Origin of the sequence: Lacrimispora sp., assembly GCF_032078915.1 — a bacterium.
Taxonomy (GTDB): Bacteria; Bacillota; Clostridia; order Lachnospirales; family Lachnospiraceae; genus Lacrimispora.
Genome location: NZ_DAMAUN010000065.1, coordinates 1 through 23,799 on the forward strand (window position 1 = coordinate 1; position 23,799 = coordinate 23,799).

24 protein-coding genes are annotated in these 23,799 nt (G+C 44.9%); 5 read left to right on the forward strand and 19 right to left on the reverse strand.

Annotated elements, in window-relative coordinates; genetic code table 11:
• The 7 genes from rpsF to RT269_RS21150 form a co-directional block, all read right to left on the reverse strand.
• The coding region (gene rpsF / locus RT269_RS21120; protein ID WP_313185576.1) for a 30S ribosomal protein S6 at positions 1 to 268 on the reverse strand (268 nt) is incomplete at its 3' end.
• 151 nt (positions 269 to 419) lie between these two features.
• Positions 420 to 617, reverse strand: coding sequence for a DUF951 domain-containing protein (locus RT269_RS21125; RefSeq protein WP_025230965.1), 198 nt, complete (start codon positions 615 to 617; stop codon positions 420 to 422).
• 49 nt (positions 618 to 666) lie between these two features.
• Complete coding sequence (locus RT269_RS21130) at positions 667 to 1,656, reverse strand: aldo/keto reductase (protein ID WP_313185578.1); 990 nt, start codon at positions 1,654 to 1,656, stop codon at positions 667 to 669.
• A 134-nt stretch (positions 1,657 to 1,790) separates the two neighbouring features.
• The gene (locus tag RT269_RS21135) at positions 1,791 to 2,840 is read right to left on the reverse strand and encodes a GNAT family N-acetyltransferase (protein WP_313185580.1); all 1,050 of its coding nucleotides are present in this window, start codon (positions 2,838 to 2,840) and stop codon (positions 1,791 to 1,793) included.
• 2 nt (positions 2,841 to 2,842) lie between these two features.
• A complete protein-coding gene (locus RT269_RS21140) occupies positions 2,843 to 3,763 on the reverse strand; it encodes a DUF2156 domain-containing protein (protein ID WP_313185581.1) in 921 nt (306 codons plus the stop codon).
• 23 nt (positions 3,764 to 3,786) lie between these two features.
• Positions 3,787 to 4,191, reverse strand: coding sequence for a hypothetical protein (locus RT269_RS21145; protein ID WP_313185583.1), 405 nt, complete (start codon positions 4,189 to 4,191; stop codon positions 3,787 to 3,789).
• A gap of 90 nt (positions 4,192 to 4,281) precedes the next feature.
• Positions 4,282 to 5,211: an AraC family transcriptional regulator gene (locus RT269_RS21150; protein ID WP_313185584.1), complete on the reverse strand. Its 930-nt coding sequence runs from the start codon at positions 5,209 to 5,211 to the stop codon at positions 4,282 to 4,284.
• A 181-nt stretch (positions 5,212 to 5,392) separates the two neighbouring features.
• Between RT269_RS21150 and RT269_RS21155 the strand changes: the two genes are divergently transcribed.
• Positions 5,393 to 5,635 carry an HPr family phosphocarrier protein gene (locus tag RT269_RS21155; protein ID WP_313185585.1) on the forward strand — a complete coding sequence of 81 codons (243 nt, stop codon included), beginning with the start codon at positions 5,393 to 5,395 and terminating at the stop codon, positions 5,633 to 5,635.
• 67 nt (positions 5,636 to 5,702) lie between these two features.
• Here RT269_RS21155 and RT269_RS21160 read toward each other — a convergent pair whose 3' ends face one another.
• Together RT269_RS21160 and dapA are read right to left on the reverse strand one after the other, a co-directional pair.
• Positions 5,703 to 7,718 carry a methyl-accepting chemotaxis protein gene (locus RT269_RS21160; protein WP_313185586.1) on the reverse strand — a complete coding sequence of 672 codons (2,016 nt, stop codon included), beginning with the start codon at positions 7,716 to 7,718 and terminating at the stop codon, positions 5,703 to 5,705.
• A gap of 87 nt (positions 7,719 to 7,805) precedes the next feature.
• Positions 7,806 to 8,711: a 4-hydroxy-tetrahydrodipicolinate synthase gene (dapA, locus tag RT269_RS21165; RefSeq protein ID WP_313185587.1), complete on the reverse strand. Its 906-nt coding sequence runs from the start codon at positions 8,709 to 8,711 to the stop codon at positions 7,806 to 7,808.
• 120 nt (positions 8,712 to 8,831) lie between these two features.
• Between dapA and dpsA the strand changes: the two genes are divergently transcribed.
• Both dpsA and RT269_RS21175 read left to right on the forward strand, forming a co-directional pair.
• The gene (gene dpsA, locus RT269_RS21170) at positions 8,832 to 9,665 is read left to right on the forward strand and encodes a dipicolinate synthase subunit DpsA (protein ID WP_313185588.1); all 834 of its coding nucleotides are present in this window, start codon (positions 8,832 to 8,834) and stop codon (positions 9,663 to 9,665) included.
• A gap of 11 nt (positions 9,666 to 9,676) precedes the next feature.
• Positions 9,677 to 10,255, forward strand: a complete 579-nt coding sequence (locus RT269_RS21175) for a dipicolinate synthase subunit B (RefSeq protein WP_313185590.1) — start codon at positions 9,677 to 9,679, stop codon at positions 10,253 to 10,255.
• A 318-nt stretch (positions 10,256 to 10,573) separates the two neighbouring features.
• Here RT269_RS21175 and RT269_RS21180 read toward each other — a convergent pair whose 3' ends face one another.
• Entirely contained in the window at positions 10,574 to 11,137 is a 564-nt protein-coding gene (locus RT269_RS21180) for a hypothetical protein (RefSeq protein ID WP_313185592.1), read from the reverse strand.
• A gap of 305 nt (positions 11,138 to 11,442) precedes the next feature.
• Here RT269_RS21180 and RT269_RS21185 point away from each other — a divergent pair, with 305 nt between their 5' ends.
• A complete protein-coding gene (locus RT269_RS21185; protein ID WP_313185594.1) occupies positions 11,443 to 11,970 on the forward strand; it encodes a LysM peptidoglycan-binding domain-containing protein in 528 nt (175 codons plus the stop codon).
• Positions 11,971 to 12,163: 193 nt separating this feature from the next.
• Here the strand turns inward: RT269_RS21185 and larA are convergent, their stop codons facing one another.
• The 8 genes from larA to RT269_RS21225 all read right to left on the reverse strand — a co-directional run bounded on the left by larA (position 12,164) and on the right by RT269_RS21225 (position 21,369).
• Positions 12,164 to 14,590, reverse strand: a complete 2,427-nt coding sequence (gene larA / locus RT269_RS21190) for a nickel-dependent lactate racemase (protein ID WP_313185596.1) — start codon at positions 14,588 to 14,590, stop codon at positions 12,164 to 12,166.
• Positions 14,580 to 15,095: a LeuD/DmdB family oxidoreductase small subunit gene (locus tag RT269_RS21195; RefSeq protein WP_313185597.1), complete on the reverse strand. Its 516-nt coding sequence runs from the start codon at positions 15,093 to 15,095 to the stop codon at positions 14,580 to 14,582. Before RT269_RS21195 ends, larA begins: the two co-directional genes overlap by 11 nt.
• 4 nt (positions 15,096 to 15,099) lie before the next feature.
• Positions 15,100 to 16,398, reverse strand: coding sequence for a 3-isopropylmalate dehydratase large subunit (locus tag RT269_RS21200; RefSeq protein ID WP_313185599.1), 1,299 nt, complete (start codon positions 16,396 to 16,398; stop codon positions 15,100 to 15,102).
• Between the two features lie 56 nt (positions 16,399 to 16,454).
• Positions 16,455 to 16,691 carry a hypothetical protein gene (locus tag RT269_RS21205; protein ID WP_313185601.1) on the reverse strand — a complete coding sequence of 79 codons (237 nt, stop codon included), beginning with the start codon at positions 16,689 to 16,691 and terminating at the stop codon, positions 16,455 to 16,457.
• Between the two features lie 87 nt (positions 16,692 to 16,778).
• Positions 16,779 to 18,167, reverse strand: a complete 1,389-nt coding sequence (locus RT269_RS21210; RefSeq protein ID WP_313185602.1) for an ABC transporter substrate-binding protein — start codon at positions 18,165 to 18,167, stop codon at positions 16,779 to 16,781.
• Between the two features lie 35 nt (positions 18,168 to 18,202).
• Positions 18,203 to 19,051, reverse strand: a complete 849-nt coding sequence (locus RT269_RS21215) for a carbohydrate ABC transporter permease (protein ID WP_313185604.1) — start codon at positions 19,049 to 19,051, stop codon at positions 18,203 to 18,205.
• 3 nt (positions 19,052 to 19,054) lie between these two features.
• Positions 19,055 to 19,951, reverse strand: a complete 897-nt coding sequence (locus RT269_RS21220; RefSeq protein ID WP_313185605.1) for a carbohydrate ABC transporter permease — start codon at positions 19,949 to 19,951, stop codon at positions 19,055 to 19,057.
• A gap of 17 nt (positions 19,952 to 19,968) precedes the next feature.
• Positions 19,969 to 21,369: a family 4 glycosyl hydrolase gene (locus RT269_RS21225; RefSeq protein WP_313185607.1), complete on the reverse strand. Its 1,401-nt coding sequence runs from the start codon at positions 21,367 to 21,369 to the stop codon at positions 19,969 to 19,971.
• Positions 21,370 to 21,636: 267 nt separating this feature from the next.
• Here RT269_RS21225 and RT269_RS21230 point away from each other — a divergent pair, with 267 nt between their 5' ends.
• Entirely contained in the window at positions 21,637 to 22,290 is a 654-nt protein-coding gene (locus RT269_RS21230) for a GntR family transcriptional regulator (protein ID WP_313185608.1), read from the forward strand.
• A 265-nt stretch (positions 22,291 to 22,555) separates the two neighbouring features.
• Here RT269_RS21230 and RT269_RS21235 read toward each other — a convergent pair.
• On the reverse strand, positions 22,556 to 23,799 hold a 1,244-nt coding region (locus RT269_RS21235), incomplete at its 5' end, for a metal-dependent hydrolase family protein (RefSeq protein WP_313185610.1).

Consider the following 23,799-nt stretch of genomic DNA (forward strand, 5'->3'; position numbering starts at 1 on the left):
ATAAGTATCTGATGACAGGTTCCATAATACGAATGTGTGCTTCCAACTCGTTGGGAGTTGTGGAATCGCCATCAAATTTGATGAAGTAGTAGAATCCTTCTTTCATTTTCTGAATCTCGTAAGCTAATCTCTTCTTACCCCATTCATCAACGTTTGTTACAGCGCCGCCGAAACGAGTGATGTAACCTGTAACTTTTTCGATGGCTGCTGCTCTCTCTTCATCCTCGAGCTTTACGTTAAGAACAACGGCTAACTCATACTTGTTCATGCTTCTTTACCTCCTTGTGGTCTCTGGCCCCTGCTTTCAGTATCAGGAGCAAGGAATCTATATGTCACGGATTAATATTATACCGGAAACATCTGACAAAAGCAAGTCCTTTTCTCATTTTCCCGAACTTTTTCCTTTGATTTCCAGCATTTTAAGTCTTAGGCAGACCATCCTGCCCTTTTAGGCCCCTGGTGTTCTTCTCCACCAGCTTCCTTGGCACCATGACCTGATGGCTGCAGCCCATGCATTTTAATCGGAAATCCGCACCGACTCTCAAAATTTCCCACTCCTGGCTTCCGCAGGGATGGGGCTTTTTAAGTTTCACAATATCTCCAACCTCGTAATTCATATCCTTCGCCTGCCCCTTCCGTCCATGACAAATTTTCCCTGCTGCCTGCTTATTTTAAAATGGAATCGATCTTATCCAGTTCTTCCTGTGTAAATTTAAGATTATCAAGACAAGCCGTACTGTCCTCCAGCTGTTTAACGCTGCTGGCTCCAATCAGAACGGAAGTCACTGCCTCTTCCCGAAGTACCCAGGAAAGAGCCATACGGGCCAGTGTCTGTCCCCGCTCCAGGGCCAGCTCATTTAACTGCCTTATCTGATCCAGCTTTTCTTCTGACAGATAACGTCCGCCTACGGTCGTTCCCTGCCTTGCCGCTCTGGATTCCTGAGGGATGCCCTTTAAGTACTTGTCAGTCAGGGCTCCCTGGGCCAGGGGACTGTAGCAGATGCAGCCTGCGCCGTTTTCAAGGAGAGTGGAAAACAATCCATCTTCTGCCCCTCTTTCAAACATGTTGTATCTTGGCTGATCGATCAGGCATGGAACTCCCATTTCTTTTAACATAAGAACCGCATTCCTTGCCTCCTGATCCCCGTAATTGGAGATTCCCACATAAAGTGCCTTTCCCTGTCTCACAATATCAGCCAGTGCCCCCATGGTTTCCTCTAACGGTGTGTCCGGATCCGGCCTGTGATGGTAGAAAATATCTACATATTCAAGCCCCATCCGTTTTAAGCTTTGATCCAGGCTGGCCATTAAGTACTTTCTGGAGCCCCAGTTTCCATACGGTCCGGGCCACATATCAAATCCGGCCTTGGTGGAAATGAGCAGCTCATCCCGGTATTTTCCCAGATCGCTTTTTAAAATCTCTCCGAAATTCTCCTCCGCCTTTCCTAATGCCGGAGAACCGTAGTTATTGGCCAGATCAAAATGGGTGATTCCCATATCAAATGCCCTTAAAAGAATCTCCCGCTGCTCCTGTAAAGGTTTTTCCATGCCAAAATTCTGCCATAAACCCAGGGACACCATGGGAAGCAACACTCCGCTTCTTCCACAACGCTTGTATTCCATTTTCTCATATCTGTCTTCTGCTGCCTGATACATACCTATTTCACCTCTTATTTATTTTTATGCTTCGCCCAGCATCGCTTTCTGATGCCGTTTTTTCTAAAATATAAGGCGGATTCAAGCGAACCCGCCAAAGCCGACCTGCTTCATTCTTCTTTAAACGAAAGCTTTTAAGTAATTTCGTCAAAAAAGACTCCCTTTAAAGGCCTGATCCGTTCAACCAGAGACCTTCTGTCCTCAGGCACCGTTGGCATACTATATCCAAACAACCAGGAGGTCATTTCACTGATCCCCATGGACAGATGAGGCTTGATCCCGGATCCATCTTTAACCGGAATAAGGGAGGAGCCGTCCTGCCCCAGCTTCCACCGGAACACTCCGTCATTCTGACGAATAAAGTCGTCCTTTACCTCAATAAGCAATTCCATCTCGCTGATCGGGCACTCCTCTTTTAAACGTATCACGGAAACAAACTGTTCCAGATGAATGATCCTGCCCATGACAGCCGGTTTTAAGGGACCTGTTTTCTTTACAAAATCAGGCAGACAAATAAGCTCCCGCTGATTTTCTGCTGTCTCTCCGTAATAAGCCCACACACCGGCCAGTCTTTCTCTTTCATCCCGTGTAAAGAGAAGAATTAAATCTCCTCTGTCACTTCTGACTTCCCTGCTTAGGTTCAGATAATATTCCTCATCCCTGAGTGCATAGACCTCATACTTCTTTTCCAGCTCTTTACCCACGAATCTGGCCGCTTCCCTGCATTCATCCGACCGCTCTGCAAAAGCGCGGCGGCTAAGGTGCAGCCGTCCTTTTTCACTCAGCGTCACCTCCGGCAGATCACAGATATAGGTAAAATCAAAAGGAAAGTAAATCGCCGGATCGGCAGGCACCAAAAAGCAAAATCCCATCCGCTCCATATACATATCCGAAAAACAACGGCTCAAAAGCCGCCTCATATATCCCTGATGGCGGCATTCCGGATCCGTAGCAACACCGGCAATGTAATCAATCTTCCATAAACGGTCCTTGACCACCACCTCATAAGGATTGCGGTGCAGCATAGCTGCCACCCGGTCCTCCTTCCAGGCAGTGAGAATCTTATTCTTCCGAACCCTGTCTAAATAATAATAATCCATAAAGCTCTGGGAATCTTCAGAAAAAACCTTTTCCCACAACGCCCGGCTCTCGCCTTTTTCTTCCTGCTTTAAATACCGTATCATAATTAAAAGCCCTTCTGAACGACTCCGTATTTTCTTGCAAAGTCAATGGGGTAATAAGACATTTTCGCCTTACGCAGGCCTTCCATTCCAACGTCGTCCTCCCGGTTGATAAGCACCGGATTTTCCGGGAATGCGTGAATCAAAAACTGCTGGTTAATAAACTGGTAAAGCCCTTTCACATTTGGGTCAGCCTTTTCAATGTGGATGACTGCCATGTTTTCAAAGGAATTGTAGGTGCCGATGGTAAAGGCCTTTAAAATTCCGTCGATATAAACGCCTGCCATCCTTACATTAAGCACAGAACAGTTCTTCAAAATATCATGGATGCCCATTACTTCATAATCCAGCTGCCGGACGAATTCTGCGGCTTCCACCTTATTCTCCCACCATTCATCCAGAAATTCCAGCACATTATCCCGGTCCGAACAGCAAAGGGTCCGGTATTCATATCTGCCCTCATATTCCCTCAAAAATGAGTTTAAATGATTTTTCTTCTTATGGAGCTTTTTCCCTGACAGAGTTCTCATGGCCTCCCCATCGTAAAGATAATCCTTTAAGTCTTCTTGTTCTATGACCTCAAACTTTTCCGGATCCAGCTTTAAGAAATTAATTGCCTCTTCATCCGCAAGATAGATGCGAAGAGGCTTTTTTAAAACCTGATTAAAATAATCTACCATTTCCTGAAAATAATGAGGAAGATCCTCCTCCCTGCACATAGGCATTGCAGAAAATGGCTCTCCGTCCTTTTCCATCAAAAACAGCAATGCCTTATCATCACTTATGGCATACTTTACATGGTAATAATTTCTCCAGATGAAACTGTCTAAATATACACTGTCACAGGTTTTGTTGGGCCGCAAGGCATAAAAAGGCGCTATTTTCTTTATGTCCTCTGCCTCAATCGGCTTAAATTGTAAATTCATAGTCGTTCCCTTCTATATTACTGCTAACTTTTTTTTATAAAATCGATGCCGCATTTTGGACAATGAATGCTGATCTTCCCTTTTCCCCTGGGAATCCTGATTTTCTGCCTGCAATTTGGGCATTTGTAAATATGATATTTCCTGCTTTGCTGAAGCTTAAAACGCCCTCTTCGGAATACTTCTGAGATTCGAAACCAAATGCGTTCAAATTTCTGGTTTTCTTCGAAACGCTTTCCGATATTTTTTGAGAACACGCGAAAATAGCATAAAAATAAAAAAACCAAAGCCGCAATGTTCACCCAACTACTCCGGCTGAACAATCCGGCCGCAAGAAAAATACAAGCTACGGCGTTTAAAAACTGTCCCAGCCTGTCCATACCGTATCTTCCGATCATAAAACGTGCAAAACGTTCTCTAAATCCATTCATCCTGTATCTGCCGCCTCTTTTCACTTTGCCTTAACTATAATAACGTATTGGCTGAAAGTCAATGTCCATGGTAAATATTTCATAATCTTTTCAGAATTGGTTCTTAGTCCTATCCCTGTACTGCTTGGGGGTCAGGCCATACCGTTCCTTAAACAACCGGTGAAAATAGCTGTTGTTTTCATAACCCACTTCTGCAATGATCTCTTCCACTGGCTTGGACGTGGAGGTAAGATAATTTGCCGCTTTCATCATCCGGATAAGCTGCAGGCATTCCGTAAATGTCACTTGATAATGCCGTTTAAACAAACGGCTGATATAATAAGACGGCTGCATGGACAGAGCCGAAAACTCTTCTAAGGTTGCGGTTGGATAATTATTCTCTAAATATTGATATGCAGTCATTGCGATCTTTTCCTCATATTGTGCCATATCATGCAATTCTGCCTTATCTACATTATGAAAAAGCTCCATGATCAGTATTCCCATGGTAGCCTGATTAATTTCCTCTCTGCCTTTTTTATCTCCCATTAGCGACCAGATCATATTCTCCAGCAGATTCTTCGCAGGCAGCATATCCTGCAAATGAAAGTGAAGATAATCCGCCGCAGAATGCTTTCCCGATGGACACCCGGTAAAAAAGCGGCGAAGTACTCCTCCGTCCTCTACTGTCAGCTCCAGATGGAAGAAAAATTCCGGCAGCAAAAAAAAATGTACGGCAATATCCCCCCTGCCTGCAGGTTCAACTGCATGTCTTGTCCCCTGCTTTATGAGCAGAAGATCATTGGCATCCAGCCGAACAATACTACTGCCATTGATCATATGAACCGTAGATCCGCTGCACATATAAACCAGCTCTATATAATTATGGCAATGATCCGGAATCGGAACCTCGTGAGGCTGGCAGTACATGTCCATCAGCTTTCTCCGGCCCATAGCAGCATCCCCATCAGCCAGGCCTCTCCATATATCATTATTGCCTTCTGATGCGCTCCTTAAATATTCCAGAAGTTCTTTTTTCATACTTCCCTCCAAACGACAAATTTAATGCTTTTTCCCGGACCATTATACCACCATCTTCTCATTATTTGCAAGAAAGGACGGTTTTTATACAAATTTAGACATGGCTTATTTGTTACATATTACATATAATCAGCTTGGAATTTCATTTTTATATAACCATCTTTTATACGAGGTGAGCCACATGAAAAGGTACCCTATCCGCTTAGGAAGTATTGACGAAGTGACAACATTCGTCAAAACAGTCAGCCAGTATGACTGTGACATGGATTTATGCAAAGGGAGCGTTATCATTGATGCCAAGTCCATTCTCGGCCTTATGACCATTTGTCCGGATGCCGATCTGGAACTGATCATTCATAACAGTGACCATAAGGAAATTTTGGACTCTCTATCCGATTTTCTGCTTGACCAAAAAACAGCATAACCAATACATAGGTATAAAAAGATGCCCGGTAATCCAACGATTTACCGGGCATCTTTTTTATGGTTCCTCAATGAAACTTAAATTCATTTACCAGATCCTTTAACAGCTCTGCCTGATCGGAAAGCTCCTCGCTGGCAGCCGCCCCTTCCTCCGCAGTCGCCGAATTGGTCTGAACTACGCCTGATATCTGGTCAATTCCCACAGAAACCTGACGGATCGCCTCCGACTGCTGTACCGAAGCCTCTGATACCCTTCCTATCATCTCGGAGACAGAACGTGTACTGTCCACTGCATTTGCCAGGGATTCAGCAGCTTCATCCATAAGTCTGGAGCCATTTGCCACCGCCAGAACGGACCCTTCAATCAAATGGGTCGTGCTTTTTGCTGCTTCTGAGCTTTTGGAAGCCAGATTTCTCACCTCATCAGCAACTACTGCAAATCCTTTTCCAGCTTCTCCCGCACGGGCCGCTTCCACCGCCGCATTTAAGGCCAGAATGTTCGTCTGGAAGGCAATATCCTCAATAGTCTTAATAATCTTCCCTATCTCGCCGGAGCTTTCATTAATCTCCGCCATGGCTGAGACCAGTTCCCTCATGTGATGGTTGCTGGTTTCCAGCTCCCTGGACGCAAGGATCGCCAGTTCATTGGCCCCGGTGGAATCTTCTGCATTCTGCTTGATCTTATGGGAAATATCACCGATCGTTGCCGCCAGTTCTTCCACGGAACTGGCCTGTTCTGTTGCCCCCTGGGCCAGAGCCTGGGAGCTGGCCGAAATGCTTTGGGAACCGTATGCCACCTGATCAGAAGTTACGGTGATCCGATCCATAGTAGTGGTAAGCGTACCTCTGATCTTGAGCAGGGATCTTTTAATCTTCTCAAAATCCCCCTTATAATCGTACTGAAGCTGGAAAACCAGATCTTTCTCCGCAATCTGGTTTAATACCGCGGCGATTTCATCGATATAATTCACATAATTCTTCAGCTGGCTCACCGTATTCCCCAGGGACGCTGCTACCATACCGATCTCATCATCGCCGGATACATCTACTTGAAGATCAAGCTCACCCTCTGCGATCCGCTCCGCAATGGCGGATAATTTTCTAAGGGGATTGGATATCCCTTTGGCCATTACAAAGATGATCAGAAAGAGGACAAAAGAGCCCAGTGTAAAGATCGTGGTTATAATGCCTATCACCTCTTTTTTAGAGGAAAGCACCTCCGACTGGTGAATGCTTGATAAAACAAGCCAACCCGAGTCCCCTACCCGGTTAATGGAACCGAAATACGGAACCTTTTCCATGGTATAATCGTAATTTCCAACCTCCTGGCCTGCAAATGCATCCTTGATGTTCTGGGAAATGTCAATCTCGGAAAGCGTCTTTTGGATCAGATCATTGTTGGGGTGATACACGATCTGGCCGCCTTCTGTTGCCAGGATAACGGAGCCAGTCTTCCCAATCTTATAATCGCCTAAAACCGTAACTAACTGAGATAATTTTATATCAACTCCCATCACACCTAAGGGCGCCCCTGTTTTGCTGTTAAACACCCCGCTGACAGCGCTTACAATGGTCTGACCTGTGCTGACATCCACATAAGGCTCCGTCAGGACCGGATGATCCAGTTCCATGGCCCGGTACCAGGGTCTTTGGGAAATATCCCATCCGTCTTCCGAGGTGAAATTATCCGACTGGGTCACCTGGCTTACATCCAGATCTGCGATCCATGCCGCAAGGATATTATCCTTATCCGTTGCCTGAATATTATCAAGGGTTTTCTTTATCTCCGGATACCCCTCACAGTCCGGCAGCCTTACCTTACCGGTGGCATTTGTGAGAAAGGCTTCCGCCTGGCTGCTGGCAGCCGCACTCTTAACCTCAGCCAAATAAAAAGTCAGGAATGAATTCACCTGGTTTGCTGCCGCAAGAGAAGCTGAGTCCAGCGTCTGTATCGACTGGGCCTGCATGCTCTTACCTGCCTGACCTGAAATGAAAACTCCTGACAAGATAAAAATAAATACAACTGGAATGGAGATACCGAATAGCAACTTCGTAAAAATTTGTTTTTTTCTTTTGTGCTTCATAGAAATCCCTCCTCCTTTGTTTAGTTAAAATAAATATAGCACGGCGAAAACAGCTATGCAACTGAAATAATAACAAATTTAATGAAGCTAGAGACTGCTATCCTGCAAATGCGGGAAATAGGATTTCATAACCTGTTTTAATGTCTCTCTATCCTTATCCTTCATTGGGGTGAGAGGAAGTCTGTAGCTTTCCTCGCACCACCCCAAAAGGGAAAGGGCCGCCTTAACCGGCACAGGATTCACATCCATAAACAGGGCATTCATCATAGCAAGCAGCTCCAGCTGCATATTTCTGCTCTTTTCCATTTCACCTTCAAAAAAGTACTGACATATCATATGGGTCTCAAACGGCATGACATTGGCTAAAACAGAGATCACTCCCTTCCCCCCCAGAGAAAGAATGGGTACAATCTGGTCATCATTCCCTGAATAAAGGTCGAGCCTGTCACCGCAGAGAGCAGCAGTTTTTGCAATACTGGAAATATTTCCTCCTGCCTCCTTAACAGCCCGGATATTGGGGTGTTCTGACAGCTTTAAATAGGTTTCCGGACTAATATTAACCCCGGTACGGGTCGGGACATTATAAAGTATGATGGGGATCTCCACGCTGTCTGCCACTGCCGTAAAATGCTCCACCAGCCCATGCTGGGAGGTTTTGTTATAGTACGGAGTCACCTGTAACAGTGCGGACGCCCCTAAGGACTGGGCCTTTCGGGACAAGCGCACGGCGTGGGACGTACAGTTGCTTCCGGTTCCCATGATCACGGGGACCCGGTGATTTACATAATGCACCACAAATTCGATCAGTTCCAGCTTTTCCTTTTCTTCCAACGTAGCTGATTCCCCTGTGGTCCCATTAACCACAATGGCATCCGTGCCATTTTCCAGCTGAAATTTCAGCAATTTTTCCATTGCCTTAAAATCCAGGTTTCCATGGCTATCCATGGGCGTAACGATGGCTACCGCTGAGCCTTTAAAAATCGCATCTTTCATAGGCACTCATTCCCAAAATTAGAGGTTCATACTAACAAAAGTATGACAAACATCCCCTGTTGGTACCATACACAAATCATTTTTTTCATCATATAAACCATTATAAGGAGTGATGACTATATGTATAATATTCTTCTTTTAGGCGGCGATTCCAGGCAGCTTTATTTAAACCAGATATTAACCAAAAACGGCTTTCAAACCACCCTTCACAATAGCAGCGGGGATTCCTCATTTTCCATGGAAGAAGCTATAAAAAGCAGCAATGTCATACTTTGTCCCATCCCATTTACCAGGGATAAAATCAACCTGTTTTCAGACAACGGCATGACTGATCTGGGCATCGGGAATTTATTGAACCTTTTGACCTCAGACCATACCCTTTTCGGCGGAAGCATTCCTGCCTATGTAAAGGAATATGCCAGGGAAAACGGCATTGCATGTTTTGACTATATGGACATGGAGGATATCACCGTAAAAAATACCATTGCGACCGCAGAAGGCGCCATTGCCGAGGCCATTGGATTAAGTCCCGGCTGCCTTCACAAAAGTAAATGTCTCGTGACCGGCTTTGGCCGGTGTGCAAAAACCCTGGCACTGAAATTAAAGGGCATGGATGCTGAAGTAACCATTGCCGGCCGAAAGGAAATACAGCTTGTCCAGGCGGCCTCCATGGGATTTCATGCCAGAGCACTTTGTGATCTGGCCCCGGTTATAGGGGATTATGAGTTCATCTTTAACACCATCCCAGCCCTTGTCATTGAAAAAGATCTGATCCGTTCCATGAATCCGGACGTAACGATCATTGATATAGCATCCGCCCCCGGCGGCGTTGATTTTAGTTTCTGCAGTCAGCAGAATATCCGCGCCAAGCTCTGCCTGGGACTGCCTGGAATCTACGCTCCCCAGTCATCTGCGGAAATTCTATACGAAGCAATTGTTAAATCTCTGTCATAAAGGAGTGTCATATGAAGCTGGAAGGAATGAAAGTAGGCCTGGCAATCACCGGGTCCTTTTGTACTTTTGATAAAATAGAAAAAGAAATAAAGGTTCTGGTGGATAAAGGAGCCGATATATACCCGATCTTTTCCACCAATGTACAGACAACGGATTCCCGTTTCGGAGATACCGGGGAATACATGAAGCGGATCTCAGCCATGACAGGCAATACGCCCATCCTGAACCTGGAGGAAGCGGAGCCTATCGGACCTAAAGGCTATCTGGATATCCTGATCATCGCCCCCTGTACCGGAAATACCCTGGCTAAGCTGGCCAACGGCATCACGGATACCCCAGTGCTCATGGCAGCAAAAGCCCACTTAAGAAATTCCAAACCCCTGGTGATCTCTCTCTCCACCAATGACGCCCTTGGAATTAATTTTAAGAATGTGGGAGAATTGTTTAACGTAAAAAATATCTATTTTGTTCCCTTTGGTCAGGATGACCCGTTGAAAAAGCCAAATTCCATGATCGCACACACTGAACTGATTGCAGATACGCTGGAATACGCTTTAGACGGGAAACAGATTCAGCCAGTTATTTTTTAATCTCTGTAACAGACCTGCTGCAGGATAAATCTGCGATAATAAATTGAACAGACAGCAAGCTAAAATCGTGCAGATTTAGCTTGTATATGATCCAAACGTCAGTAGGAATCACGCTTAACAGCATAAAAAACATACTGTCCCACACCCACAGCAGTCTGGAGTGCATACTGCTGCTTAAGGGAAAATTACAAGAGGAAATCAACGGCGATATTTATCACATGTCCCCGTACCTGCCGATAACAGTCAGCCTTTTAATATTTGTTTTGAGCATAAAAGGCTGACTGTTTTTTATTTACATTTGTTGCTTCCACTTTCCTTTTATCCCTTTATTAAAAGGCGGTTCATGTAGCTTCTGGCATCATATGAATTATTAGTATTATTTAAATCATTTGTATCATTTGTATCTTCTTGATTAAAACTCATTATATATTGCGCTCTTGACTGGTCATATATTTTAAATCCGAATTGCTTATATAGTTCATGAACTGGATCGGATTTATAAACATTTAAAAATATCGGCTTGCTTACCTGTTTGGAAAGGGTCGTAATATGCTTTAGATAAAATGCTTCTATCCCTTTCAGTCGAGCAGGTCCGGTAAGGAAAAGAGATATCTCGCAAATCTTGTCCGTTAGTTCATTAAATGAGAAAAAACCAACTATTGTATTAAATTGCAGTATTTTTTTGAAACAACTATATTTTAACATTTTATGAAAGCTATCTGTGTTTAATATAACTTGTATATCATCGATCCAGCCGCCATTGTATTCGTCCATGTATTTCTTACGGCAGGCTCTATTTATATCTATGTATTTTTCCAAGTCATTTTCAACCGTATCTTGTAAGGAAAATCCTCTGCCAATCAATTCCTCCGATAATACCATATGTCCTCCAGACTGCCTGCAGTCATTTGCCTGTTAACAAACTCATGATTCATGGCTCATGAGACAGGTAATGGCTGGTGAGCTATTTTGAATTATTATATTGGTATTATCATAATAGCTTGGGCAAAAAAATATTACCATGTTTTTATTTTGTACTATATCCGTTTCGTTTTGCAGGATATGACATCCCACCAAAAGGAGTCCTGTCCCCCAAACAATTTGAAATTCGGCCAAGAGTGACAGGTACTTTTCCGTTTTCTAAGCATAACATATGACAAATTGTTTTATTGAAAGGCAGTAATATTATGGCTACTTGTCCTCAAGGACTGTTTCCTTATACCATTCGACGCGGCGATACACTATGGATGATTGCACAACGTTATTATACTTCCGTTGCCGCTATTAGAGCGGCAAATCCAGGCTTAAATCCACAGAACTTAACAGTGGGGCAAACCATTTGCGTCCCGGCAAGAAGAGCTCCCCGTCCTCCGGTTTCGACTCCTCCTTCCGGCGGCGGCGGCGGAAACCGCTGTCCAGTAGGTCTTCGTACTCATGTCGTTCAGCGAAATGATACTTTATGGCTTCTTGCTCATCGTTACTGCACCACCGTAGATACCATTATGGCTCTGAATCGCGGCTTAACTCCCGGCAATCTGAGAGTAGGTCAGGTAATCTTAATTCCGGCCGGATACAACCTGTCCAATCTACCTTTCTGGTTCCGTTCCCAGGATGTCCAGGATTTCTCCCAGATGGAAATGAATGACAACAGTGATGCGGCCTTCTATCCGGAAGAAACCTATTCCTTTACTGCTGATTCCGACGATACACAATAGCTGCTTTTTCAGTAACTTCAAACTGCGGCAAAGAAAATCATAGCTTTGAATTTTGCATATATGCTGTCAATCTGTTTATCAGGCAGGTGAACAGTATTCTCAGGTAACGGTATCGTTTTACAAATTTAACTCCAACTTTCAATCAACGTTTGAAAGTTGGAGTATTTTTCTTAGAGTGCTTTTTGGCATAGTTTTATCTGTCCTCTGGCCTATAAGCCAGCACCGGCAAAGTAGAGCCCCCGTAAGGCATTACAATTACTCTGGCCTCTTCCCCCAGCTCTTCTGCTGCCGCCTCATAAGCCTCCTGAATATGATCAAATGGCTCCATAAAAATACTCTTAACTAACTCTTTTTCAATTCCTGACACCAGAAAAATTTTTGCACGTTTCAAAGTTCTGGCAAAAGATGCAGCTTTATGTCCTCCTATCTGGAAATCTTTTTGTATCCGTTCCAGAATCTCGTCCACACTTTTTGCCTCCAGCATCCATTGTTCGAAAACAGCACCTCCAAGCCCTTCCGGACATGCCCCGGCTAAAATAATGATTCCGCCGGGCCGTACTGCCTGTTCCGCATTGGCAAGGGCCTTCTGGGTCTGATAAAGGTTTAAGTCCTTAGGCGCTCCTCCCTGGGAGACAATTACAATATCTGCCAGCTCAGTGATTTCCTTACGGAAAAAACCGTCCAGAAAATGACAGCCCTTTCTGTGAGCCTGCTTTAAATCGCCGGCCACTGCATAAACGATATTTTTATGCTCATCCAGAACCACATTGAAGAGAAAATCCACGCCGCAGATGCCGGCAGCTTCTTCCAGATCCTTTCGCACGGGATTTTCTTCCAGGGATCCCGCCCTAGACATCGGGTCTGTCATTTTGCTATGGTTCATTCGGATCGCATCCATCGTGGACACCCCCGGCATGATGGCCTTTGCTCCGCCTGAATAACCTGCAAAAAAATGGTACTCGATATTTCCCAGACATATTCTTAAATCAGCGAAAGCCACCTTATCTGCGATATCAACCGGTGTACCCTCCCTGGTAAAACCCATACGGACAAATTCACACTCTGATGAATCCATACATCTGCATGTTTCATATATTTCATCTCCCGCCAGATGCCGCATCTCCTCCTCGGTCTGCCTCCTGTGGGTTCCAACTGCAAATACAATTGTAATACAGGAACGGCTGATTCCTGCCTTTTCCAGTCTTTTTACCACATGGGGAAGAACCCGCCAGGAGGGCATGGGCCTGGTGACATCGCTGGTAACAATGACAACGTCTTTCTTTCCTGCTGCAAGCTCCTCCAGAAGCGGAGTTTCTACCGGATTGTCCAGCGCCTGCTCTATGATCTCCCCCTCTGATAACACACATTCTTTCTTTTCGGGGACAAGAATATCAGCTATCACATCCTTAGGGAGCCTTACACACTCCATTCCGGATCCATAGCCCAGTTCAATCTCTTCCATCGGCCGATGCCTCAATTGATACACATCATTCACCTTAACCACCGGCCTGTATTGGGACATACGTTTTATTCCTCCGGTTTTTAACCATTGGCTGTATGCCATTATAAAAGCCGCGGCTCCTTTCTGCTCGTCCTGTACAATTGGTTCCCTTAAATAATATTCTGCACTTCCATCTCTTTCCATCCGGTTTTCAGGGCCAAGCCCTGCACCGGCACAGATGCCCTCCAAATGCAGTCTGCCATTTTTGAAAGTTATTTTATTTGCTTCCAGAGACATCATGATCCCGGCTGCCTTCATAAAATATGCTTCACCGAATATTCCCATCTCAAATCCTTTAAAAAGAGAGTAGGCAACCATAGCAGATGCGGAAGTCTCCAGATAATTTCCGTATTTATTTCCAAGGGCTGTCAGCTGAAAGAACAGGCGGCTTTCCTGATCCTGATATGTAAGCATCCCATCCACAGCTTCCTTCCACAGTCCTTCCAGATATTGCCATTCCTTCTCTTCCCTGGGTAAAATTTCACAGCAGTCTGCCAGTGCCATCAGATACCATCCCTCTGCGCGGGACCAGAAATTGGCGGACCGTCCAGTCACCTGATCTGCCCAAAATTGCTTCTTTTCTTCATCGTAAGCATGAATATAGAGTTGGGACGATTCATCATACAGGAATCTGCGGGCATTCCTAAACTGTTTTATTACATCTTGGCAGCTCTGTCTGTTTCCCAGTTCTTTTTCATAAGAAAGATAAAAAGGGGCAGACATATAAAGACCATCCAGCCAGATTTGACCTGGGTATATCTTTTTATGCCAAAAGCTGCCGCTTCGTGTTCTCGGCTGATTTTTCAGCTGCTCCATCAGATGCTTTGCCGCGATTCGGTAACGTTCCTGACCAGTCTCCCTATAGAGATAAAGCAGAGCCCGCCCTGAAGGCAGTTTATCCAGGCTGTACTCTTCCCTGTCGTACCACAGAATCGTGCCATCTTTACCAATATAGCGATCTAAAAAGGTTTCCATCGTTTCCCGGTAACAGGGATCGCCTGTGGCCTCATGCATAGCTGCCATAGCCCGGAGGACACAGCCATCCTCATAGTTCCAAAACTTCCGGTCCAGCTTTTCAAATGATTTTCTATACTGCTCTATATAAATCTCAGCAATCATTGCTTTCCTCTTTCATTCTCTTGAGAAATAAAGGCTTAATTCCTCCTGCTTCCAGAATGGACATGGCGTAATCTCCTATTTTTTCGCACTGATATACTTCATCTGCTGTCAGATTTTTTATTTCTCCTGTTCTCATATTCACCTGCAGTTTCTCTCCAGCCTTTACCTTCCCGGAAATACCTTTGCATACAAGAAGGGGAAGCCCCAGATTAATGGCGTTACGGTAGAATATCCGTGCAAATGATTCGGCAACAACAGCGCCTGCTCCCATATGAATCAATGCAATCGCAGCATGCTCCCGGCTGGAACCGCAGCCAAAATTTGTTCCTGCAACTATGATTCCTTCTTTTGGAAAATCCCTGGCAATATTTTCATCCACACCTTCCAGACAATGGCTGCCGATCTCATCAGAATCCGTCAGGGCTAAGTACCGGCCGGGATAGATCTGATCCGTATCAATATTTTTTTCCAGTATCAGTGCCGGACCACTAAAATTTTCTTTCATATTCTCATTCCCCCTCCCCGGAACTGATCTCCGGTTTCTCCTTCTCTTCTTTCAGGCTACTGGTGGCCGGAACCGTCAGATAACCTGTCATCGCAGATATTGCCACTGTTGCCGGTGAGGCAAGATAAATTCCCGAATCCCTGCTGCCCATTCTGCCCGGGAAATTACGGTTAGATGTGGTGACACACACTTCACCTGCTGCCAACACGCCCTGATGAGCACTGAGACACGGACCGCAGCCAGGCGCTGATATTGTTGCACCTACCTCCAGAAGAATCTCCAAATATCCTTTGGCAATGCTCTCCTGAAGCACTTCTTTTGAAGCCGGGATTACGATCATACGCACATGGGATGCTATCTTTTTTCCTTTCAAAATCTGTGCTGCCGTTTCTATATCTGTCAGTCTTCCGCCTGTACATGTTCCGACAAATGCCTGGTCAATCCGTACCTGTCCCGCCTGTCTTACCGGTCCCACATTATCAACGCTGGACGGCATGGACACCTGTGGCTCCAGATCGCTGATCTCAAAGACATGGATTTCCTCATATTCAAAATCTTCATCTGTATACTCGATCTCAAATGGATGGTCTGTCCTGCTTCTTACATACTCAAGGACTGCCTGGTTGGGCTGTATGTATGCTGTTTTTGCTCCCATTTCCACCGCCATGTTGCAGAGTACCATCCGCCCGGCCACATCCAGCTGCTCCACATAATCTCCGGTGAATTCTATTGCCTTATAGACGGCTCCGTCCGCTTTCATTTTTCCAACTATATGAAGGATTACATCCTTGGGAAGCACGTTGTCGGCAGGGATCCCTTCCAGATGGATCTTAATGATCTCAGGCACCCGGAACCATAGCTTTCCTGTGATCAGAACCGTTGCCATATCCGTTGCTCCAATTCCCGTCCCAAGGCAGCCAAAGGCTCCATGGGTGGTAGTGTGAGAATCTGTTGCAACCAGAATCATTCCCGGGTATACAAGACCTGCCTCCGGCATCACCTGATGGCAGACCCCGGCATTAACATCAAAATGATGGGTCAGCTCCTGTTCCTCTTTAAACTGGCGCATCTCCTTATGATTCTGGGCTGCCATAATCGTAGGTGACGGTGCATAATGGTCAAAAACAAACGCTGCCTTATCTTTATCCCAGACCTTTTTTCCGCCCATTTCCCTAAAAGAATAGACCGTCTGAAGATACAGGTCATTAATCTCTGCAAAATCAATATCAGCAGTTATGATTTCCCCGCACTCTACGCACTCCCGGCCGCTGTGCTTTGCTAAAATCTTTTCAATCGCATGCATATAATTTTCTCCTGTTTTATATAATCCTAAATTTCTCCAAAATATGGTGATTAGATTCAAAACCATTCTGTTCTCATGGGGTCCTGCCCTGTCAGAACATCTTTAAACCCATCAGCCATCATAAACGGATTCAATCCCAGCACCGGCCCGGAAAATCCAAAGCCTGTGATCCCCTGGTCTGTCTCTATCTTTATAACCGCCAGGCCGCAATGAGTATAGGTATGCTTTCCGTTTGCTATGGGCCGGCTTTTCTCCCATCTGAAGTACTCCTGTTTTAAATCCGTTATCTTCATCTCAAACTTCCCTCTGCGGTAAAAAGGAGTGCTGCAAAATGCATATCCCCCATTCTGCAGCGCTCCCTTGACGCTTCCTTAGCCTCACTACTCAGAAATTGCTGCCTCTATTTCCCTGTTGATTCCATCGATCAGCATATCCGCACAGGAGGCCGCATCTGCTTCCCCATAGCTTAATGACTGAATTGCCAGGGTATAAACACCATCAGGAGTCTTCAGTGAAGCACGTTCTGTAAAAATGTCCAGCATAAACGTTGACCATACCATCAGCTTCTTATTCATGTCAGCAACCAGGCTTCCCTCTGTGTCTACATATTTGACCGCATTTTTATTACAGGGAATGCCACGGCTGTCACCCAGAATCGTTGCTCCCTCTTCATCTCCAAAAAGGAACTGAATCAGAGCAGCAGCCTCTGCCGGATGCTGTGAGGAGGATGTAATGGCGATTACCTGGGAAGCCTTTAAGGGGCCGCCGTGGAACTCTCCCATATTAATCATATCGCCTACTACAATTTCTCCATCCGTTACTGCTTCCACATACTTGTCAATGTTGGTATCCCAGCACATTGCTCCGCCGTAGTGACCGTTAATCCAGCTCTCGCCTGTTTCCAGAAGTTCAGAAGTTCCCTCTCCTGCCAGTCTCTCGGAATTAGGAATTACATGCTTGTCTTCCAGACTCTTAATAAACTCCAGGCCCTCTAAAATCTCTTCCTTAGAATATTGAAGCTCATTGTCCGTGATCCAGTCCTTTCCATATTTACACTGGAGATAATAAATCATTAAATGCACTTTTACATAGTCCGCACAGGCAAAAGGATAATAGGATCCGTCCTCATACGCCGCAAATTTTTCTCCAGCTTCATAAAGCTCATCCAATGTTGTAGGAATTTTGGCTCCCACCTTATCATAAGTAGTCTTATTCCAGATAAATCCACGTCCGGTATTGGCTATGGGAAGAGCCTGGAGTGATCCGTTTACTGTATAGAACTCCTTATCATAATCTTCGTAGCTAGACAGGTCTATAATATTGGAAACCTTGTTTAAATCAAAGAATGTGTCTCCCTTGGGAGAATAGGCAAAAACCCAGTCCATATTCAACTGTATTACATCTGCCGCCGCACCGGCATTAAGAGCCAGAGAGACCTTCTCTTCATGACCGCTGAAAGCCTCATACTCCGCTTCTACCTTAATATTTGGGTATTTGGCTTCAAAGGCCTCAATCGCTTTAAGAGTCTTCTCATGGCGTGAGTCACCGCCCCACCAGTTAAAGCGCAAGGTAATGGGATCCTTAGTGTTGACCTCCATTGCCCCTTTAGTCTCTGCCGGAGATTCAGCGCCACTGTCTTCCTTAGCCGCCTCAGACTTAACCTCAGGAGCCGCCGTTTCCTTTGGTTTTGCAGGCATACAGCCTGCCAATGACCCCACCATAGCACCAGCAAGAATCAGACTAACCAGTTTTTTCCCTCGTCTTTTCATGTGTAACCTCCCTGTTTTATTTTTATATTTTATTGTTACCCCTTAACTCCTCCTGCCGCAATACCCTCCACAAAAGAATCCTGTGCCATAAAAAAGACGATAAGAGATGGAATGATTGCCAGCAGTGACATCGCCAGAATCCGGTTCCAGTCGAATCCTGACTCGGTATCCATAGACATTCTCAAAAATATGGATACCGGATATTTACGGACGGAATTGATATAAATCAATGGTCCCATAAAGTCGTTGGATGCCCACATAAATTGAAACAGGGCGCAGGAAACGACAGATGGCTTTATCATAGGAACTATAACATACCAAAGCCTTTCTACTACATTACAGCCATCAATCTCAGCAGCCTCCTCCAGCTCCCTTGGAATCCCCCTGAGAAACTGAATCAGCATATATACGAAGAAGGTATCCCCTGCCAGCATGGATGGAATCACAATAGGCAGATATGAGTTCAGCCAGCCCACCTCGTTAAACAGTATGTACTGCGGTACATTTAAAACCACCTGCGGCAGAAACAGGGTCGAAAGCAGCAGAGCAAAGAGAAGCTTTTTTCCTACAAACTGAAATCTTGCAAAACCATAGGATGTAATGACCGCTGATACCACTGTAATTACAACCTTGGGGATTACAAACTTATAGGTATTCCCCATAAAATGAAGCAGATTCATTCCTTCGTAGCCCTTAAATCCATTCCTGTATCCATCCAGAGTCGGCGCTAAGGGTAAAATTCCCGCACTGGAAAACAGCTCTGAGTTCGTCTTGAATGAAGCTCCTATCATCCAGCACAGCGGGTATATCATCACAATCCCTAAGCTGATCAGAAGGAGATACCGTAAAAACAGGTTAAAACTAGCTTTTTCTTTTCTGTTCATATGTTACCTCCCATCTTCATCTGCATAATAAACCCAATACTTCTGGCTTATAAATGCCACTGCGGTAAATGCCATAATAACCAGGAACAAAAGCCAGGCAATAGAACTGGCAAGCCCCATTTCATTTCTCTTAAAGGCTTCATTATAAACAAGCAGTGACACCAGAGATGTTGAACGCAGCGGCCCACCCTGAGTTACAATGAAAGGGCCGTTAAACTCCTGGAATTTATGGCATAGCTGTGTCACAAAGTTATAAAAAATAACCGGCGTAATGAGCGGCACCGTAATTCTGAAAAATTGTTTCAATTTACCTGCACCATCAATGGCAGCCGCCTCATACAAATCTACCTGTACCCCTTTTAATGCTGCCAGGAATATAATCATAGGAGAACCAAACTGCCATACTCTCAGCAGCACAATGACAAAAAATGCGCCATCCGGATTTCCCAGCCAGTTAAAGGCCGGAATTCCAATTTTTCCCATAATGATATTCACCAGTCCCTCTGTCTTGAAAAGGAATTTCCACAAAACAGCAATGGATACAGATCCTCCTAAAATAGAAGGAATATAATAAATTGTCCTGAAAAAGTTTAACCCGCGTATCTTATTATTCAGGATATACGCGATAAACAGCGCAAATATTAACTCCAGCGGTACGGTCAGGAACGCATACTTAAACGTCTGCACAAATGCCTTAATGATCAGCTTGTCACTCAATATGTAACGATAATTATCAAGTCCCACAAAGGAGGCTGTCTTAAAGAGGTTATATGAATGAAAGCTGTATATAAAGGATGCCACAAATGGATACAGTTTAAAAATAACCAGACCCACCAGCCAGGGCATTACAAAGATAAGGCCTACATTGCGTCTCCAAAACCCTTTCTTCTTTTTCTTCATTCTTTTCTCCCACACATTTATTTCCATCCAGCCGGAAGGTAATTTTCTGTATTCTTAATCATTTCATCGACAAGTTTTTCTATCTCTTTTTGATCCTGACATTTATATTTTACTAAAGGATCGTTCATAAATGCCTTCACTACCAGTTCCCGGTCGTAAGTTCCTGCAGCCTCCAAGATAGAACTGTGATTCTGCACATGCGGTAATACCAGTTCACGCAGCTTTTCAGGAATAGGTCCTGCAGATATCGCCCGGATGCTGTCTCTGGAAAATACGGCATTGGTCTCCACCACCGACCCCGGGAGCAGATTGGGAATCTGTAAGCTGCTGTTAGGAATATTTACATTGCTTACCAGACGCCCCAGACCAACCAGCGCTTTCATCTGCTGCACGCCTTCTTCTCCGGAAGGAACAATCTCCATCTGTTCTTCTCCCGCTATAATCCTCTTTCTCCTGGCCAGGCGTTCCTCCATCTGCTGAATCCTGAAATCCACTGTAGTAAGACCGAACTTCCATTCCTTTACGGTATCCGGATTATTCAAATAGGTATTCCCCGGCATAAATTCTGATAAGTGCCTGTCCCCTGCTGCTGCAATTAATCCATAACGGTTAAATAAGTCAAATTTTACCCTATGTCTGCAATTGAAGGTTGATTCCTCCCATGGTCGGTCCGGATCATCGAAGCCTTCTTCAAAATTATGGTCAATGTACTCCTTATATATAGGAAAAAGATCCACACCCTCATATGAGGCCGTATCAAACCAGGTAAAATGGTTGATTCCTAAAACATTGACATGGATATCTTCCCGGTTGATTTTTTCGATCTCCAATGCCTTCTCCGCAATCTGCGCCAGTATCTTCTGTGTTCCAAATACTTCATGGCAGCAGCCAAAGGCTTTTATCTCCGGAAATGTCCGGTACAGGCTTGCCACACAGAGACTCATAGGATTGGTATAGCTAATCACCCAGGCTTTCGGGCAGAAATTCTTTATTGCTTCTGCTATTTCCTCATACATTGGCAGAGTGCGCAGTGCGCGGATCATCCCCCCCGGACCTGCCGTATCTCCTACAGACTGATAAATCCCCAACCGTTCCGGCAGATGCACATCGGAACGCATCTCTTCAAATGTACCTGGCAGAATTGAAATCACGACAAAATCCACACCCTCCAGGGCTTCCTTCAAGCTGCTGGCAACCTGGTAGTCCCACTGTCCTTTTGTCTCTTTCCTTTCCTTCAGCTGATTACCAATGATCTGATTCTCCCTGGCAGCCTTTTCATCAATATCATAAAGCCGGACCGTTCCGCCAAGCGCCGGCTCCAGAGCCAGATCTGCCATCAGCTTCCATGCCCATGCCTTAGATCCCCCGCCAACATAAGCCATCTTAATGTCTGAAACACGATGATGATTCCACTTCATCCCTATCTCCTCCTCATGTATGAAAGGAAATTATTGCCTTCCCTATTCCAGTAAAATTGTTCTTCGTATATCGTATATCGTATACGATTTAATATAGTTCTACCACATACAGGATCGTTTTACAATAGTTTTTATGCATTTATTTTATTTTTTTGTTTTTTTATCTATATTATATGTGCATTTTTTCATCATCTCTCCAACTATATTTTGACTCTTTTCACTTTGTATGATAAAATAATTTCATTCTAAGTAAAGCAGGTGAAACAAATGAAAAAGTTAGATTCGTTGGAAATAATGCCCACGCGCATCCGAATCGCTTCCATTCTCCGCAAGGCGATTCTGTCAGGCGATTTTAAAGAGGGGGAAGAACTGTCACTGACTGACACAGCCAGCCATCTTGGTGTCAGCAGAACGCCTGTCCGTGAGGCTTTTCAAATTTTAGCTTCAGAAAATTTAATAACTCTCCGAATGAATAAAGGTGCAATTGTAAATGGAATAACTACTAAGACAATACGTGAACACTTTGAAATGAGAATGCTTTTGGAGGGAGAAGCAGCCGTAAGAGCCACTTTGAGACATTTTGACGTGTCAGACTTGATCAGTTCCCAAGCTCATATAGAAAGCCTGGGGGACGATTTTTATGATGAAGAATACCAGTCCTATAATCAGAATCTCCATACCTCTATCTGGAAGGCGGCAGACAACATTAAGATGTATACCATCCTCTCCTCCCTTTGGAATGGAAGCTCTTTCGGCAAGACAGTCTCTGCCAAAGAACATCAGCTCATCTCTATAGAAGAACATGGAAAGATTCTGGGACATATGCGCGATTGCAATCCCTACCTGGTTCGCAAGGAGATGGAATATCATATTGAACGAAGTATGGAAAATATTATTGATAGTTTTTCATCTAAGGAGTGAAAACAAATAAGAGCTGAGGTGATCTGACTTTCAAGACAGCCTCAGCTCTTATTTGTGTTATTCTACCTCTATGGCGGAAACCAGGCAGCTCCAGATGGCTCCCGAGTACATCAATCATGAATTGTCAAATGAATTCTTACGGGTAATAAGACAGTCTCTATGTACGAAGTCCGGGGCTTTTAATGAGAGCAGGCGTTACCGGATATGCTAAATTGGCTCCCAGTCAAAAAACTGACATGATTAAAAAAAGAAGCGGAATCTGCTCTTACGGCTCATATTTATATACTTTCCCTTCTTTCATAACAAATGAAATTTTTTCCATAGCTGTAATATCATGCCATGGACTCACATCCGCAGCAACCACATCCGCAAAGGATCCTGGCTTTATGCAGCCTGCCTTTCCTGAAAATCCCATCATCTGGGCAGGAGTTCTCGTTGCAGACAGCAGCAGTTCCTTGACACTGAAATCCCCATATTTCTGCATGAGCGCAAATTCTTCCGCCTGCTTTCCATGATAATTATTATAGGTTCCGGCATCCGTGCCAAAAACAATTTTCACGCCTGCTTTCCGGCATTTTTTTAGATTCTCTCCATGACGCTCAATGCACATCCTGGCTTTTTCCACCGTCTCCTGCGTCAGTCCGCCGGCTGTCCCCATCTCGATGATCCTGGTTGCTGCAATGATCGTGGGCACCAGATAAACTCCGTGCTCTGCCATCATGTCAATACATTCATCATCCATCATCATGCCGTGTTCGATGGAGGTGATCCCGCAGCGGATGGCCATTTTGATCCCATCTGCCCCATGGGCATGGGCTGAGGAAATACGCCCTTTGCTCTTTGCCACCTGGAGAATGGCGCTCATCTCCTCTTCGGAAAATTCTGCTGCACCGGGAATATCTCCCACGCTCATGACCCCTCCGGTTGCCATGACCTTCAACTGATCTGCCCCGTATTTAAAAGTATACCGGGCAGCCTTACGCCCGGCATCCGGCGAGTCCGCCACATATCCCAGACCGGCATCCGTTTTCATATAGGGGCTTAAATGGGAATCTGCATGACCTCCGGTTGCCGTTATGGCAATCCCGGATACAAACATTCTGGGCCCGTGGATTTTCCCGGTGTTGATCCCGTTTCTCACTGCCACATCACAAAATCCATAGGACCCTTCATCACGGACCATGGTAAAGCCTGCCAACAGATCTTTTTTTACATTCATTATGGTCTCAATGGTGATTTCCCCAAATGTCATGTTCTGAAACATGGTCATGCTGGCAGGATGGCCATTCATAGCCGTATGCATGTGACTGTCGATCAGTCCCGGCATTACGAATTTATCACTCAGATCAATAACTTCTGATACCTCTTCCCTCCAGTCTTCCCGTTTTCCTACCCAGGTCACTGTATTTCCTTCATAAACGATTGCCATATCGGAGTTTACTTCCCCGGTTTCTGAATCAAACAATTCCTTGCAATATATTGCCTTTTTCATTTTTGCACATCTCTCTT

Coding starts and splice junctions, on each gene's coding strand:
- RT269_RS21215 (WP_313185604.1), bottom strand. CDS start 19,051: ATGAACAGAAAAGAAAAAGCTAGTTTTAACCTGTTTTTACGGTATCTC.
- RT269_RS21220 (WP_313185605.1), bottom strand. CDS start 19,951: ATGAAGAAAAAGAAGAAAGGGTTTTGGAGACGCAATGTAGGCCTTATC.
- RT269_RS21180 (WP_313185592.1), bottom strand. CDS start 11,137: ATGGTATTATCGGAGGAATTGATTGGCAGAGGATTTTCCTTACAAGAT.
- RT269_RS21185 (WP_313185594.1), top strand. CDS start 11,443: ATGGCTACTTGTCCTCAAGGACTGTTTCCTTATACCATTCGACGCGGC.
- RT269_RS21160 (WP_313185586.1), bottom strand. CDS start 7,718: ATGAAGCACAAAAGAAAAAAACAAATTTTTACGAAGTTGCTATTCGGT.
- RT269_RS21135 (WP_313185580.1), bottom strand. CDS start 2,840: ATGATACGGTATTTAAAGCAGGAAGAAAAAGGCGAGAGCCGGGCGTTG.
- RT269_RS21130 (WP_313185578.1), bottom strand. CDS start 1,656: ATGTATCAGGCAGCAGAAGACAGATATGAGAAAATGGAATACAAGCGT.
- RT269_RS21225 (WP_313185607.1), bottom strand. CDS start 21,369: ATGAAGTGGAATCATCATCGTGTTTCAGACATTAAGATGGCTTATGTT.
- dapA (WP_313185587.1), bottom strand. CDS start 8,711: ATGAAAGATGCGATTTTTAAAGGCTCAGCGGTAGCCATCGTTACGCCC.
- RT269_RS21125 (WP_025230965.1), bottom strand. CDS start 617: ATGAATTACGAGGTTGGAGATATTGTGAAACTTAAAAAGCCCCATCCC.
- RT269_RS21230 (WP_313185608.1), top strand. CDS start 21,637: ATGAAAAAGTTAGATTCGTTGGAAATAATGCCCACGCGCATCCGAATC.
- RT269_RS21150 (WP_313185584.1), bottom strand. CDS start 5,211: ATGAAAAAAGAACTTCTGGAATATTTAAGGAGCGCATCAGAAGGCAAT.
- RT269_RS21200 (WP_313185599.1), bottom strand. CDS start 16,398: ATGCATGCGATTGAAAAGATTTTAGCAAAGCACAGCGGCCGGGAGTGC.
- RT269_RS21195 (WP_313185597.1), bottom strand. CDS start 15,095: ATGAAAGAAAATTTTAGTGGTCCGGCACTGATACTGGAAAAAAATATT.
- larA (WP_313185596.1), bottom strand. CDS start 14,590: ATGATTGCTGAGATTTATATAGAGCAGTATAGAAAATCATTTGAAAAG.
- RT269_RS21210 (WP_313185602.1), bottom strand. CDS start 18,167: ATGAAAAGACGAGGGAAAAAACTGGTTAGTCTGATTCTTGCTGGTGCT.
- RT269_RS21175 (WP_313185590.1), top strand. CDS start 9,677: ATGAAGCTGGAAGGAATGAAAGTAGGCCTGGCAATCACCGGGTCCTTT.
- RT269_RS21155 (WP_313185585.1), top strand. CDS start 5,393: ATGAAAAGGTACCCTATCCGCTTAGGAAGTATTGACGAAGTGACAACA.
- RT269_RS21145 (WP_313185583.1), bottom strand. CDS start 4,191: ATGAATGGATTTAGAGAACGTTTTGCACGTTTTATGATCGGAAGATAC.
- RT269_RS21205 (WP_313185601.1), bottom strand. CDS start 16,691: ATGAAGATAACGGATTTAAAACAGGAGTACTTCAGATGGGAGAAAAGC.
- RT269_RS21140 (WP_313185581.1), bottom strand. CDS start 3,763: ATGAATTTACAATTTAAGCCGATTGAGGCAGAGGACATAAAGAAAATA.
- dpsA (WP_313185588.1), top strand. CDS start 8,832: ATGTATAATATTCTTCTTTTAGGCGGCGATTCCAGGCAGCTTTATTTA.